Annotated in this window: 12 protein-coding genes, 1 riboswitch and 1 other annotated feature; of the genes, 5 read left to right on the forward strand and 7 right to left on the reverse strand. The window is 48.5% G+C overall.

The window, feature by feature from the left end; all coding sequences use genetic code 11:
- Positions 1–12: 12 nt before the first annotated feature.
- Complete coding sequence (locus Q9R25_RS11870; RefSeq protein ID WP_143180200.1) at positions 13–438, reverse strand: divergent PAP2 family protein; 426 nt, start codon at positions 436–438, stop codon at positions 13–15.
- A 118-nt stretch (positions 439–556) separates the two neighbouring features.
- On the reverse strand, positions 557–1,498 hold the full coding sequence (gene trhO, locus Q9R25_RS11875) for an oxygen-dependent tRNA uridine(34) hydroxylase TrhO (RefSeq protein WP_159563357.1): 942 nt from the start codon (positions 1,496–1,498) through the stop codon (positions 557–559).
- A 225-nt stretch (positions 1,499–1,723) separates the two neighbouring features.
- On the opposite strand from trhO, the gene Q9R25_RS11880 reads away from it, so the two are divergent.
- On the forward strand, positions 1,724–2,368 hold the full coding sequence (locus Q9R25_RS11880; RefSeq protein WP_214691303.1) for a TVP38/TMEM64 family protein: 645 nt from the start codon (positions 1,724–1,726) through the stop codon (positions 2,366–2,368).
- Positions 2,369–2,385: 17 nt separating this feature from the next.
- Here the strand turns inward: Q9R25_RS11880 and Q9R25_RS11885 are convergent, their stop codons facing one another.
- Both Q9R25_RS11885 and Q9R25_RS11890 read right to left on the reverse strand, forming a co-directional pair.
- The gene (locus Q9R25_RS11885) at positions 2,386–3,744 is read right to left on the reverse strand and encodes a Na+/H+ antiporter NhaC family protein (protein WP_311283202.1); all 1,359 of its coding nucleotides are present in this window, start codon (positions 3,742–3,744) and stop codon (positions 2,386–2,388) included.
- Positions 3,738–3,833, reverse strand: a riboswitch (SAM riboswitch). It overlaps the preceding gene by 7 nt.
- A gap of 98 nt (positions 3,834–3,931) precedes the next feature.
- Positions 3,932–5,611, reverse strand: a complete 1,680-nt coding sequence (locus Q9R25_RS11890) for a GGDEF domain-containing protein (protein ID WP_074034910.1) — start codon at positions 5,609–5,611, stop codon at positions 3,932–3,934.
- Positions 5,612–5,765: 154 nt separating this feature from the next.
- Positions 5,766–5,977: a binding site (T-box leader), on the forward strand.
- 57 nt (positions 5,978–6,034) lie between these two features.
- Between Q9R25_RS11890 and argS the strand changes: the two genes are divergently transcribed.
- On the forward strand, positions 6,035–7,717 hold the full coding sequence (argS, locus tag Q9R25_RS11895) for an arginine--tRNA ligase (RefSeq protein WP_196430356.1): 1,683 nt from the start codon (positions 6,035–6,037) through the stop codon (positions 7,715–7,717).
- Between the two features lie 44 nt (positions 7,718–7,761).
- Here the strand turns inward: argS and Q9R25_RS11900 are convergent, their stop codons facing one another.
- Both Q9R25_RS11900 and Q9R25_RS11905 read right to left on the reverse strand, forming a co-directional pair.
- Complete coding sequence (locus Q9R25_RS11900) at positions 7,762–8,340, reverse strand: metallophosphoesterase family protein (protein WP_159563362.1); 579 nt, start codon at positions 8,338–8,340, stop codon at positions 7,762–7,764.
- Positions 8,337–8,828, reverse strand: a complete 492-nt coding sequence (locus Q9R25_RS11905) for a YajQ family cyclic di-GMP-binding protein (protein WP_074034908.1) — start codon at positions 8,826–8,828, stop codon at positions 8,337–8,339. Before Q9R25_RS11905 ends, Q9R25_RS11900 begins: the two co-directional genes overlap by 4 nt.
- 68 nt (positions 8,829–8,896) lie before the next feature.
- Between Q9R25_RS11905 and pulA the strand changes: the two genes are divergently transcribed.
- The gene (pulA, locus tag Q9R25_RS11910) at positions 8,897–10,894 is read left to right on the forward strand and encodes a type I pullulanase (RefSeq protein WP_214691301.1); all 1,998 of its coding nucleotides are present in this window, start codon (positions 8,897–8,899) and stop codon (positions 10,892–10,894) included.
- 14 nt (positions 10,895–10,908) lie between these two features.
- On the opposite strand, the gene Q9R25_RS11915 is transcribed toward pulA, so the two are convergent.
- Positions 10,909–11,073: a YycC family protein gene (locus tag Q9R25_RS11915; protein ID WP_074034904.1), complete on the reverse strand. Its 165-nt coding sequence runs from the start codon at positions 11,071–11,073 to the stop codon at positions 10,909–10,911.
- Between the two features lie 130 nt (positions 11,074–11,203).
- On the opposite strand from Q9R25_RS11915, the gene Q9R25_RS11920 reads away from it, so the two are divergent.
- Both Q9R25_RS11920 and Q9R25_RS11925 read left to right on the forward strand, forming a co-directional pair.
- Positions 11,204–12,004: a hypothetical protein gene (locus Q9R25_RS11920; protein WP_159563364.1), complete on the forward strand. Its 801-nt coding sequence runs from the start codon at positions 11,204–11,206 to the stop codon at positions 12,002–12,004.
- A gap of 91 nt (positions 12,005–12,095) precedes the next feature.
- Positions 12,096–14,219, forward strand: coding sequence for an MMPL family transporter (locus Q9R25_RS11925; RefSeq protein WP_214691300.1), 2,124 nt, complete (start codon positions 12,096–12,098; stop codon positions 14,217–14,219).
- The last annotated feature ends 176 nt before the right edge of the window (positions 14,220–14,395 follow it).

Consider the following 14,395-nt stretch of genomic DNA (forward strand, 5'->3'; position numbering starts at 1 on the left):
TACCTTCTGCGATTACATTGGGAAAAACAGTCCGACGACGAGACCGAGTAACGCTCCGACAATGACTTGGAACGGCGTATGGCCGACGAGTTCATTCAAGAGTGGGGTCTCATGTTTAATTCCTTTGAAATAATCGTTCAAGAGCCGTGCTTGGAAACCGACCGCCTGCCGAACTCCGGTCGCATCATACATGACGATAGTGGCAAAGACGACAGCGAGAGCGAATAGACTCGAGTCAATGCCTTCCATTCGCCCAATCGCGGTAGCGAGTGCGACGACGGTAGACGAGTGCGAACTTGGCATGCCTCCTGAAGCGAACATGATTTCAATTTCAAAATCTCTTGTTTTAATGAGTTCAGTTACGAGCTTAGCCGCTTGGGCGATAAACCAAGCGAGAATCGCAGCGAGTAAAGGTTCGTTAAACATGCGTGCATTCACTTCCTGTCTGACATAGTATCTTCACTATACCCGAAAGAGGCGCAAGCTAGACGTTAAGATTTCGTCAAAAAAAGATGTCTTGGACACGTTCTCCAAGACATCTTCTGGTCGATTTTTGTTACCCGACTACTCCTTCAGTCTCCTGAAGTTTCTCTGCAATGTTATCGATGATATAACGGTTGCGTGGGTGTTCTTGACACTCCTTCGAGCATGAACGCATTTGTTTCGGTTCACACTCTTCACAACAGAAATGCTGTGCATTGCACTCCGGGTTGGCACAATTAACGTAACGAACCGTCTCTGTCCCACAGTGCATACAGTGTGAGACGACAGATGGGTTCACGGAGTTAACCGGGACATTGATCCGTTCGTCAAAGACATAGAGCTCGCCTTCCCAGTCCTCTCCTTTTGTCGCTTCATCTTTACCATACATTGCGACGCCACCTTTTAGGTGGAAGATGTTGTCGTGACCTTGGTCACGCATATATGCTGTAAATTTCTCGCAACGGACGCCACCGGTACAGTACGTGAGAAGTGTTTTCCCTTCGTAGAGGTCCTTGTTCTCTTCGAGCCATTCCGGCATGTAACGTGAAGCCTCTACATCGATTTTGATCGCATTTTTAAAGTGACCAAGTTCGTACTCGTAGTTGTTACGAACGTCGAGGATGACGACATCATCACGATTCATCATCTCTTTCCATTCTGCTGGTTCGAGGTATGCACCGTGTTGTTTCGGTACATCAAACTCGCCATCAAAGCGCCACGTCACGAGCTCTTTCTTGTGACGGACAAAAATTTTCTTGAAGGCATGCTCTTCGACTTCATCGATTTTGAACTCGATATCGCTGAAGAGAGGGTTTGCTTTCAAGTCATTCATGTACTGCTCGGTTTGCTCCCAAGTACCAGAGCACGTCCCGTTGATTCCTTCGGAGGAAATCAAGATGCGTCCTTTGATGCCGAGGTCCTTACAATACTTCAAATGTTCTTGCGTGAGTGTTTCTGGGTCTTCGATGTTGACGTACTTATAGTACAGCAAGACCCGCATTGGTTTTGTTTCCATGTTGTGTTGCTCCCCTGTGTTCAGTTTTTTGCAGGAAAACGAACGTTGGGTTGTGTCGTTCGACGAATAGACTTGCCTGCAACCACAAGTCCATTATTATATGATAAATATCACGACGAATTTTCGCAAATGGTTTTTAATTTTTTTTGACGAATGCAGGGAGATGCGTCTTGTAAATCGAATTCGGGTAATAGAGTAGTAACGAAAGTTGAAGGTGGAACGACTATGCTTAATTCTCTCCAACAGTACATCATCCAATTGATTGAATGGCTTCAAGGTTTGCCTGGTGGTCCATGGGCTGGACTCGGTGCACCGTTTTTAGAAGCGATTTTTCCATTTTTACCACTCGTCTTAATCATCTCTGCCAATGCAGCGACATACGGCTTTCTGTTAGGCGTTCTCTTATCCTGGATCGGGAACCTTCTTGGAACCATCGTCGTTTTTGCGGCTGTCCGTTACGTTTTCCGCAAACCGATGACGCGCTGGCTCGAAAAACATAAGGCGGCGGTCTATTGGTTGGAACGAATCAATCATATGAGTCCGATCTCGCTCGGATTCTTATATTCTCTCCCGTTCATCCCGGTCAGTTTGATCACGTATTTATTGGCGCTCATTCAGATGCCGCTCCGTACGTTCATCATGGCGGCAGGATTCGGGAAACTGCTCGTCGTCGTGATTTTCTCTGTCATCGGGGACCAGTGGGAGGAATTTATCCAAAGTCCATTTCGTTTATCGATGCTCGGTCTACTTTTGGTCGCATTATGGGCCATCAGCCGGGGGCTAGAAGAAGTGCTCAAACGACGCGCTTTCAAGAAACGGAACGAGCGGTTGAAACAAGAGATGGTCACGAAACGACAAACACCCCTTTGAACAAGGGGTGTTTTCACTTATGACTGTTTTTTAAAACGTGGGAAATTGAATGCGATGGCGATTCCTCCACAAATAAAGAGTAGGAACGGATAGAACATGAACGGGACGAGGTCCGGCGATGCGGTCTTCGTCAATTCTGCAGCGATGAGTAATTGAGCTCCGTACGGAAGAATCCCTTGTACCCCACATGAGAAGATGTCGAGTACGCTTGCTGATTTCTTCCGTTCGATGTCATACTCGTCCGCGATGTTCGCTGCAAGTGGACCGGCTACGAGAATGGAAATCGTATTGTTCGCCGTCGCTACGTTTGTCGCACTGACAAGTCCGGCGATGCTCCATTCGGCACCGGCACGTTTTTGAATACGAGATGTCAACGCGTCACGTAAATACGTGAGTCCGCCGTTGTGTGAGATGAGACCGACGAGTCCACCCATGAGTAATGTCAGGAATGAAATTTCGGCCATGCTAATCATCCCGTCCGCAATAGCTGTCACAAACGCCGTGACGGATAGGCTTCCATCTAGGAGACCGATGATGCCGGTGAGCGTGATGCCACCTAACAGAACCAAAATGACGTTCAGTCCTGTCAATGCGAGTCCGATGACGGCAAGATACGGAATCAGTTTGTACCATTCGAATGCGGCGACATCGACCGTTGACTCCCCATTTGACAAGACGGCGAGTAAAACCGTCGTGATGATGGCGGCCGGTAACACGATCCAGAAATTCGTGCGGAATTTATCACGCATGTTCGTTCGTTGCGTCCGGACGGCAGCGATGGTCGTGTCTGAGATGAACGAGAGATTGTCCCCGAACATCGCCCCTCCGACAACGGCTGCGGCAGCGATGGCGACATTGACGCCACTCTCTTCATGGATACCGAGGGCGATCGGTGCAAGTGCCGCAATTGTACCCGTCGACGTTCCCATCGCCATTGAAATGAAGGCGGCGATGACGAAGAGTCCGCTCAAGAGAAGCGAAGGTGGTAATAGAGTCAAGGCGGCGTTGACCGTTCCATCGATTGCCCCGATGGCTTCCGCTACCGTTGAAAAGGCGCCAGCCAGTAAGAAAATGAAAATCATGATGATGATGCCCGGATTGCCGGCTCCTTGCGCGATGCGCTCGACGGTTTGGGTGGCACTTCCTTTTGTCATGAATGCCGCAACCATCAAGGCGATGATGGCTGCGACGAGTACCGGAAACTTATAAAAGTCTCCGTAATAGACACCCGCCCCGATGAAGAAGAGTAAGAAGACGAGTAACGGCAAGAGTGCCCATTTGTTTGCTGTTGGTTGTTCCAAAATAATCACCTCACTAAAAAATAAGAAGGACCCTTTTCTGAGAAAAAGGTCCTTCGTGCGAAATACCCTTTTCATCTTTCGAGCAATACGCCCGCTGGATTTGGCACAGGTTCCCCGCTGCCGAGACTTCTCAGGGCCAGTCCCTCCGTCTCTCTCGATAAAAAGTGAATCTATCCAATTAGTAAACACGTTCCCTAACGTACCTGTTTCAAATCTGCTTGTCAACTTAAAAACTCCCCAATTCGATGTGAGAAAGGGGAGTTTACGTCGTTAAATTGTTGAAGTGCGCCACACGGTTACGTCCCGCGTATTTCCCACCGACATATAGCGCACGGTCCGCGTTTCGAATCGTATCGTCTAATCGCTTATTTCCAAACGCATCGATTGTATCGATCCCGATGGACGCAGTCACAGAAATCTCATGATGATCGACAAGGAACGGTTTCGCTTCGATTTGCTGGCGAATTCTTTCTGCAATGTCAACGGCTTGAGACATGTCACAATGATTGAGAAGCAAGATAAACTCTTCCCCACCATAACGGGCGGCAAAGTCATCAGCGCGAAGGGCTTGCCGGATACGTCGACCAAATTCCTGCAACACTTGGTCACCGACTTGATGGCCATACGTATCATTGATTTTTTTAAAGAAATCGATGTCGAGCATGGCGACCGAGATCGGATACATCGAGATGTCGGATATTTGTTGAATCCCGTATTCGTAGAAGGCGCGGGCATTGGCGAGGAGAGTCAAACTATCCGTCCGGCTCTCGGTATACAGACGATCTCGTTCATGACAACGGCTGATGGTCCGGTTGAACGACTTGAGCAACTTGAGGATTTCTTGTTGGATAATCTTCGGATACCCATATACAGGTTCTCCTGTCATCACGATCCATGTTCGGATTCCCTCGATTTCTTCCGAACGAATTGAGACGAAGCTATGGTAGTCGTCATGGAAAGCGTCAGACAATGAAGCATCCCACTCAAATCGCATCTCGTAGTCAAGGACAGGCTCGACAGGTTGACTGATATCCAGTAGCGCAAATACGATGGGGCGATCAATCGGTTGACGTGTCTTCAAGTCGAAATAGAGTGTGCGATTGAATAGCTTGAACTCGATATATCCTTCATCGTAATGGTTCAATTGTTCGCATTGACTTAAAAAGACTTCAATGGCTTGCGCTTCGCTCTGAGACAAAGAGACGGCTTCTTTCGCTTCGTCGTACTGTTCAATCAGAGATTTATACGCATCCTGTCGTCCCTTTTGAATGAGAAGTCGTTTGATGAAGAAGGTCAGTGCTGCCGCGATACTGCTCACGACAAGTAAATTCGTCTCTCGGAAGAATGCTGCGGCTAAGATGAAAATCAAACTGACGACGTATGTGTAGAAGGCGATCTTCAAAAAGTCACTCAACCCGATATCAACGCGGAACCACCATCTCACCTGATACTTTTGGAAAATGGTGTTTAAGAAGATGGCAAGAAATAACCCGGCAAGCGGGATGAATGATTCTTTCGAATAGAAATCGATTCCAGTCTCCCCACCGAGGGCGAGATAGACGGTAGCGGGAATGACAATTTCTAAGTATGCCGTAATGGCGTTCCACGGATAGGTGAAGCGAAAACGGCGTATGGCGACTTTTGGTCTCAAATTGGCGAATTGAAAGACGAATAATCCAATCTGGTTGACGATGAGTGCTGTTTCAAATCCAAAGAATAGAAAAAGAATTAATACGATACTCTCAGAGAATGTGAAGTACACACCTTTGACTTCGATTGAATCGAGTTGAAAGATGATGACGAGTAATGAGATTAAAATAAAGGACAACGGATCAATGGTCGGGGCGTGCAGCACATCCAATGCAAATAATCCGATGGTGAAGCAGAACAAAACACTCCATATACTCCAACCGAGCATGGACATCTTGCGAAAGTGGTTCATGTGTTCCCTCCTAGCATGGGACATTTCAAGATATAATAGTAAAGATTCGTCATGATTTCGTGAGAGTCCTGCCTTTCTTTTATCATGCTTGAATTCTAGCATTGAGTATACAGGGAATATCCTCTATAATGAAGTTGCTTTTCAACCGCATAGACGAAAGTCGATGAAAAAGAGAGTAACGATGGTTTAGTCAACAAAGCGACCTGGGGATTGGTGAGAGCCTGGGCTGACAAACGTCGCGAAACGCACTTTTGAGATGCTATCCGAAACGAGAGTAGGCATAGCCGGAGGGAACCGTTATCACCATAAAGCGGTCTGCATCATGCAGGCAAGAAGAGTGGTACCGCGGGAATTCCCGTCTCTTTGCATCTATGCAAAGGGCGTTTTTTTTATGAGTTGTTATTGAAGAAGGAGGACATACAGATGAGTTATGAACGCAAATATGCAGAAGCACTATCCCGTGTCATCGGTGAAGAACTCACGATTGACCAAATTGAAGCATTGATTGAGAAGCCAAAACACGAGGCGCACGGTGACCTCGCGTTCCCGTGTTTCCAATTGGCGAAAGCTTACCGAAAAGCACCTGTCATGATTGCGACAGATATCGCAAATGAATTGAACGATGAATTGTTCACGAAAGTGGAGGCGGCGGGACCTTACGTCAACGTCTTCTTGAGCCGTGATGTCGTATCAAAAGAAATCATCAACACCGTGCTTGAGGAAAAATCGGAATATGCGACACACGAAGCACGCAATGAAACGATTGTGACGGACTTCTCGTCACCAAACATTGCGAAGCCGTTCTCGATGGGTCACTTGCGTTCGACGGTGATTGGGAATGCGATCAACCAAATCGCACGTAAAAACGGATATGACGTCGTCGGCGTCAACCACCTTGGGGACTGGGGCACTCAGTTCGGGAAATTGATGGTCGCCTACAAGAAGTGGGGCGATGAGGAAGCGGTACGCGCCAATCCAATCGCAGAACTCTTGAAATTATACGTCCATTTCCACGAAGAGGCGAAGACACAACCAGAACTCGAAGACGAAGGCCGTGCTTGGTTCAAAAAGCTTGAAGATGGTGATGCGGAAGCGACAGAGCTTTGGCAGTGGTTCCGTGACGAGTCGCTCAAAGAGTTCCAGAAAGTATATGACCTTCTTGGAGTGAAATTCGAAAGCTTCAACGGGGAAGCGTTCTATAACGATAAAATGGGACGCGTCGTCGAGATGCTAGAAGCGAAAAACCTCTTAGTGGAAAGTGAAGGGGCGATGGTCGTCTCGCTCGAAGAGGAGAACTTGCCACCTTGCTTGATCAAGAAAAAAGATGGCGCGACGTTGTACGCGACACGTGATTTGGCAGCGGCAATCTATCGTTACGAGACGTACAACTTCGTTCAAGCGAACTATGTCGTCGGTGGCGAACAGGCGCTCCATTTCAAACAACTCTTCTCGGTCCTTCGTAAGCTTGGATATGACTTTGTTGATGGCATGCATCACGTGCCGTTCGGCTTGATCTTGCAAGAAGGGAAGAAGATGTCGACACGTAAAGGGCGCATCGTTCTTCTTGAGGAAGTCTTGAAAGAGGCTATCGAGAAAGCGCAGGCGAACATCGAGCAGAAGAACCCGGATCTTGCGAACGCACAAGACGTTGCCCGCATGGTCGGTGTCGGCGCGGTCGTCTTCCACGATTTGAAAAACGAACGCATCAACAACATCGAGTTCGATCTCGACAGCATGCTCAAGTTCGAAGGGGAGACAGGACCTTACGTTCAATACACGAACGCTCGTGCGAACTCACTCCTTCGTAAAGGAAACTATGACGGGTCACCATTCACTGGTGCAGACGATGACTACTCATGGGGTGTCGTCACGATGCTCAATGCGTTCCCACACGTCATCACGCGTGCGCATGAACGCCGCGAACCATCAATCATCAGCCGCTATGTACTCGACCTCGCGCAAGCGTTCAACAAGTACTACGGTCACGTCCGCGTCCTAGAAGAAGATGCGAGCAAACAATCGCGTCTCGCTCTCGTCAAGGCAGTGACGCTCGTATTGACAGAAGGGCTCCGTTTACTCGGTGTCGAAGCTCCGGAAGAAATGTAAGACAGACGAAAGGACCTCAAAAAAATTGAGGTCCTTTTTTGTATTCATGCTTTCATCCGCGTGACCGTTCGGGCTTCCGTGTCATATAGACACCATTCCCGATCGAAGATGACGGCGCCGACGTTAATGACATATCGTTTTTTCTTCAAATGGAACGGTGTCCCGAGTTCCCACGGCAGAGAGGTTCCCTTTCGGTAAATCCCGGGGATGTGACTGTGTCCGATGAAGACGAGTGGGTATTTTCCTTTCTCGACCATCGGTTCCCAGTCTTTATTCCACTTCACTTGATGTCCATGTAAAAAGCGTGCTTCCTCGAGAGTCGTCTGTTCCGGCAATAACGAAATCCGTGTTTTCACAGGATGGTCGATTACGAGCACCTCGTCGATTCGCTCTTCCTGATTGCCTCGTAGACTCGGGAATGTGAGTAACGCTTCATAATTTGGGTCGTACGTCACGACGTCTTCTACATGATGAAAGCGCTCGTGACGTCGTTTTTTGCCAACATGGCATTCGTAGAGGTCCCCGAGACAGAGAATATGCTCGGTTTCGCGACGAACGTCATCCAGGACGGCCTTTAAATCATCAAACGAACCGTGCGGGTCACTGATGATGGCGAGTTTCATCGGAAGTTCGTAAATTGGGCATCGACGGACAATTCAAGTTCACGTACGAGTTGCATGACGGCTTGAAGATCGTCACGCGACTTACCTGTCACGCGAATTTGGTCGTCCTGGATTTGCGATTTGACTTTTAGTTTTGATTCCTTGATGGCGTTGTTGATTTTCTTCGCGTCGTCTTTGTCGATGCCGCTTTTCAATTTCACACGTTGGCGAACCGTGCCGCCGAGTGCGTTCTCTACTTTTTGATAGTCGAGGTTTTTCGTCGGGACACCGCGTTTGATCAATTTCGTGATCAAGACGTCTTTTAATTGCTCGAGTTTATAGTCGTCATCCGAGATGAGGACGAGGTCGCCACTGTCGAGGGACATCTCACTCTTTGACCCTTTGAAGTCATAACGGTTCAAAATTTCCTTTTCCGCAATTTGGATTGCGTTCTTTACTTCTTCAAGATTCATTTCTGACACGATATCGAAAGAATTGTCTTTTGCCATGTTTCATCCATCCTTTGTGTGGTTTTGTTATAATGATAGCAGATTTGAAGCAGTGAAGGAGTGAAGAGATGGAACGTACAATGGATCAACACACACATGCAGACTTAGATCACGTTGCCTATCACGGGAAAGACCTAGGGGTGACGTTCAAAGGGGAACAGATTCGACTACGAGTTTGGTCTCCGGTAGCGGAACAGATGTCGGTCAAGTTGTATCGAACAGCCCGTGCCCGTAAGTTTGAACGACTCGAGCTCGAGCCGGCTGAGAAGGGGACGTGGGTGATCGAACTCGACCGTGCCTTATTCGAAGGTCAATTTTATGTATTTGAAGCGCTGATTGATGGGAAAAAAATAGAGTCGCTCGATCCGTATGCGAAAGTCGTCGGAGTGAATGGGAAACGAGGATGTCTGCTCGATCCGGCATCTTTGAACCCGGACCATTGGATCAAAGAACGTCCGCTATTCAATTCTTCACAAGAGGCGGTCATCTATGAGGCGCACGTCCGTGATTTGACGAGTCACCCAGAGAGTGGGGCGACGCACCGTGGGAAGTTCTTAGGGATGACCGAGACGGGTACGACCACCACGAGCGGTTACCCGACCGGACTCGATTATATTACCTCGCTTGGAATCACTCATCTCCAATTAATGCCGTTCTTTGACTACGGCTCGGTGAATGAGTCACGTGAAGGGGAAGACAATTATAACTGGGGTTACGATCCGGTTCATTACTTTGCGGTCGAAGGATCTTACGCCTCGTCGGCAGATGACCCGGCGACGCGAATTGTCGAATTGAAGGCACTGATTCAAGCGCTCCACGATCGAGGCATCCGGGTCATCATGGACGTTGTCTTCAACCACACGTATGATGCGTTGACAACACCGCTCGGGCAATTCGTCCCGGACTATTACTATCGCTTAAACGAAGACGGAACACTCGCGGATGGTTCGGCATGTGGGAATGACACGGCATCCGAGCGTGCGATGATGCGTAAGCTCATGGTCGAGTGTGTCACGTACTGGGCGAAAGAATTCATGATTGATGGGTTCCGCTTCGATTTGATGGGACTCCATGACGTCAAAACGATGAACCAGATTCGGAAAGCGCTCGACCGCGTCGACCCATCGATTCTTGTCATCGGGGAAGGGTGGGATTTGGATACACCGCTCCCGGTTCGTAAAAAAGCGAATCAGCATAATGCGCATAAGATGCCACGCATCGCCCAATTCAATGATGGGATTCGAGACGGTGTCCGAGGAGACGTCTTCATCGAAGACTTACCGGGCTGGGTGAGTGGAAACACGGATATGACAGCAGATGTGAAACGAGGGATTGCTGGTGGCATCACGAGCCAAAGTTTCGCTGATGAGCCGAACCAGGTCGTCAACTATGTAGAATGTCATGACAATTTGACGCTTTGGGACAAGTTATCCGTGACGAATCCGGAAGATGACGAGACGACACGTCGCCGTCGCCACCGTTTGGCGACGTCGATTGTGCTCCTAAGTCAAGGGATTCCATTCCTTCACAGTGGACAGGAATTTTTCCGGACAAAAGACGGGGATGAGAATAGCTTCAATTCAGGCGAAGTCATCAACCGTATGGACTGGAACCGGGCGGAGCAAGAAGCGCCAAGTGTGGAATATGTGAAAGGTCTCTTGCGTCTGCGTAAGCAATATCCGCTCTTCCGACTCGAAAACACGGAACAGATTCGCAAACACTTGCGTTTCTTTGATGAAGCAGAGGGTGTGATTGCCTTTGAATTGAGCCGTCATGTGGAAGGATATGTAGAACGACATATCGTCTACCACAACGCACTCGAGGAGGCGGTTGAGGTCAAACTTCCATCTGGCAAGTTCGAGGTGAACGTGGAGGACCATACCGTTAATCTGACGGCGCCACGTCAAGTCGAGGACCGTCATATGACGGTCGCTCCACTCTCGACACTAGTCGTAACCGAACGTCGCCCAGATTACAGCAAGTACGCTGTGGCCGGTGGTGCGGCCCTCGCTGTAATCGGTGGTCTCTGGTATGTATCGAGAAAGCGGAAACGCAAAGAGCAGTAACCAAAAAGGAGACGTTAATCCGTCTCCTTTGGTGTGTCTTCCTCTGTTTGAGATGCCTCGAGTTGCATCATTTTTTGAACGAGGATGTGTTTTGGCATATGCATCAGTTCCTCGAGGGGGACGTTTAATTTTTTTGCGAGTTCAACTGCGGTCTCTGGTGATAGTTGTAATGGACGCATGGAAGGTCTCCTTTCTAAACGATATGTCTTTACCGTCAGTATACAGGAAAATCGAAAATGTGTTGAATGAACACATTCAAAATCGAATTTCGTTTCGGTCGTTGCTAAGCTGAAACTAGGAAGTGATCAAATGTACAAACAAACAGCAGACTTTCAATTTCATCAAACGATCGAATGGCTAGAACGTGTAGGTGAAGGTTGGATGTTGTACTTGGCGCAAACTGGATTTTTGTTCTTTGACGAGTCGTCTCAAATTCGCTGGGAGATCGACTGGAAATGGACACCATGCGCCCTATATGTGGAGCCGAATGCAAGACGTGCCGTGGCATGGTTCCAGGAAAAAGGACTTTACGGAGTCATTGATTTACAACGAGGACAGATGGAGACGCATGCGATCCCTCAACGATTCAACGGAGACTGGTTTAGCAATTTGCACTATTGGCAAGGCGATGACATCTTCTTATATTCAGCCGAATCGGATGTCGTAGCCTTGAACCTCCATGATCATACGTTTCGATATAGCCGCTATGAAGAAGTCCCTGTCTTTGGGAACATCATCGAGCTAGCGTATCAAGGGACGTATGATTTTGAACGATTCACACCTGAAACGTGTGTGACATTGTTCGATGAACGAACTCATCATTTTTTAGTTGAAAATGTGAAGACGAAAGAAACCTGGCGCATTCCATACGAAGGAAACCGCGACACGGTCATTCTCGATCAAGTGGGAGAAACGACGGCGATCACATCGACAGAGTCGTTCCAACTGTTTCATCGAGAGGAAGAATTATTTTGCTCAAGCGTGTGTGCAGACACCCAATTATTGAAGGTAATGCTGTTAGATGAACGAGGGGATCGACTCGTCGTCTTGTCCGCACCACCTCGATTTTGTCATAGCTGGCTTCAAGTCTTTGAACGACAAGAGTCCTGAACCGAACCTAGGTTCAGGAATTTTTTGTGAAGTGATGATGAATGAATCGAGAAACGGGAAGTAGATGGATAGACAGGGAGGAGTGACATCAATGGAATGGTTAGGTAGGCAGTTGGTTCGTTTTCGGTATGGCGTATTACTCATATGGGCGATTTTACTCGCGGGTTCAGTTTATTTCGGGCTACAGCTCCCGGGTGAGTTGAGAGGAAACGGATTTGCCATTCAAGACGGACGTTTCCAACAGGTAGAAGATCAGTTGAATGAACGATTTGATCGAGCAGGTGCTTCAATGATCGTCTTATTTGAAGGAGGAAATCTGGAGGCGGTCATGGACGAACAACAAGACCGTTTTGAGGAAATTCCATCAATTGATGGCGTGATTACTCCGGCGGAGAATCCGGACGCGCGTTCAGGGGACGTATCCTATTTCGTGCTGGAATTCGAAGATTATGATGCGGCGGAATCCTCGATCGATGCCGTCCGAGACGCGCTCATCGTTGATACGGATACCGAAGTCCGCTTGACGGGAGAACCGGTCTTTGCGGATGACTTAAACGAAGCTTCGAAAAATGACTTGATTCGAGCGGAGTTGATTGGGATTCCGGTCGCGCTTCTCGTGTTGTTGCTTGTTTTCGGCACACCGCTCGCCGCGCTCATGCCGTTACTCGTCGGGTTGATTACCTTTATTGTCGCAGCGGGATCGCTATTCTTTTTTGCACAAAACATGGAATTATCTATCTTTGTTCTCAATGCCGTCGCCATGATTGCGATTGCGCTTGGGATTGATTTTTCACTGTTACTCGTCAATCGGTATCGGGAAGAGTTAACGCGCGGGCAATCGAGAGAAGAGGCGATTGTCCGGACGGTAGCGACGGCGGGACGCTCGATTCTCTTTTCAGGTCTATGTGTCTTTGTCGGATTAGCCGGACTCCTATTTATTCAAGTAGATGTCTTTCAGGCGGTCGCCCTCGGTGCCCTCATTGCCGTCGCGGGGGCCGTGCTATCTGCACTGACCTTGTTGCCGTCGTCGCTTTACTTAGTCGGTGACGCCTTGAATAAAGGACGAATCATCAAGACAGATGAGACGAAATCTGAAAAGCGCTGGCAAAAACTTGCTCGCTTCGTGATGAGGCGTCCGGTGACGATGACGCTCATTGCTTTGTTGATCCTGCTCCCGAGTCTTTGGTTCGTGCGCGACCTAGAGTTGAACATTCCGGACGCCGATGCGCTCCCTACCTCATATGAATCACGAGCGGCACTCGAACGATGGGACGATGTGTTTGGGGATAACTCGACCGATGCGGTCCTTCTGTTTGAAGCGAACGATTTGACCGATCCGATGATTTTAGAGGAATTGACGAGTCTCACAGATGAGTTAAACGAGGTCGATATTGTCGATAATGTCTCGACTTTCTTAACGACATCCGGATTGACGCCTGAGACGTTTACGCAACTCGCCGAAGCGGCGCCAGAACAACTCGCCCCACTTGAGCGACTTGTGACCCTTGATGGGAATACAGATTTGGCGCTCGTGAATGTCAGCTTCGATGTACCTCCGAGCGACAAAGAAGCGCAAGCATTCGTACGCGATTGGCGAGACAAAGGGTTTGAAGTCGGCGGACCGGCAGCCTTCAATGAAGAGATTTATGATGAGATTTATGACAGCATTCCCTATGCGGTCATCACCGTCATCTTGGCAACCTTCTTCATCCTCATGTGGGCGTTCCGATCCATCTTGATTCCAATCAAGGCGATTCTTATGAACGTGCTTGGTCTTGGGGCGACGTTCGGTTTACTCGTCATCATTTTTGAATCAGGTTATGTGTACGATGCAGAAACAATCAGTATTTTGACACCGGTGTTCATCTTCTCACTCGTCTTTGGATTGTCGATGGACTATGAGGTATTTCTCGTTTCGCGAATCGAGGAATATTACCGCGAGACGGGCGACAATGACTATGCGACGGAGATGGGGCTTGCGAAGACGAGTAAAATCATCACTTCAGCCGCCATCATTATGATCGTCGTGACGGGTGCGTTCGCCTTCACGGGTGTGAGCCCGATCAAACAGCTCGGCGTGGGGATTGCGCTCGCCATCTTCATTGATGCGACCATCATCCGGATCCTGCTCGTTCCGTCTCTCATGAAACTGTTCGGGGATTGGAACTGGTGGTGGTTCGGAAAGAAAGATTTACCGAAACGTAACATGCACTAAAGGTAAAATTCATGAACTGAATCAAAATGTGTGGTAAACTACGTACAAGATTACGCGCAATTTGAGAAAGGAAGGTCTTTATGGATACCGAGAGGACATGGCCTCTGTTCCAACTTCCGGACTTCTAGCGTTGACTGATCGCTTACACGTGTATCAATCAACAAACGGAAGATCGG

It is taken from the genome of Exiguobacterium sp. BG5(2022) (assembly GCF_031844365.1).
In the GTDB taxonomy this organism is placed as follows: Bacteria; Bacillota; Bacilli; order Exiguobacteriales; family Exiguobacteriaceae; genus Exiguobacterium; species Exiguobacterium profundum.

Coding starts and splice junctions, on each gene's coding strand:
- trhO (WP_159563357.1), bottom strand. CDS start 1,498: ATGGAAACAAAACCAATGCGGGTCTTGCTGTACTATAAGTACGTCAAC.
- Q9R25_RS11880 (WP_214691303.1), top strand. CDS start 1,724: ATGCTTAATTCTCTCCAACAGTACATCATCCAATTGATTGAATGGCTT.
- Q9R25_RS11885 (WP_311283202.1), bottom strand. CDS start 3,744: ATGAAAAGGGTATTTCGCACGAAGGACCTTTTTCTCAGAAAAGGGTCC.
- Q9R25_RS11890 (WP_074034910.1), bottom strand. CDS start 5,611: ATGAACCACTTTCGCAAGATGTCCATGCTCGGTTGGAGTATATGGAGT.
- argS (WP_196430356.1), top strand. CDS start 6,035: ATGAGTTATGAACGCAAATATGCAGAAGCACTATCCCGTGTCATCGGT.
- Q9R25_RS11900 (WP_159563362.1), bottom strand. CDS start 8,340: ATGAAACTCGCCATCATCAGTGACCCGCACGGTTCGTTTGATGATTTA.
- Q9R25_RS11905 (WP_074034908.1), bottom strand. CDS start 8,828: ATGGCAAAAGACAATTCTTTCGATATCGTGTCAGAAATGAATCTTGAA.
- pulA (WP_214691301.1), top strand. CDS start 8,897: ATGGAACGTACAATGGATCAACACACACATGCAGACTTAGATCACGTT.
- Q9R25_RS11915 (WP_074034904.1), bottom strand. CDS start 11,073: ATGCGTCCATTACAACTATCACCAGAGACCGCAGTTGAACTCGCAAAA.
- Q9R25_RS11920 (WP_159563364.1), top strand. CDS start 11,204: ATGTACAAACAAACAGCAGACTTTCAATTTCATCAAACGATCGAATGG.
- Q9R25_RS11925 (WP_214691300.1), top strand. CDS start 12,096: ATGGAATGGTTAGGTAGGCAGTTGGTTCGTTTTCGGTATGGCGTATTA.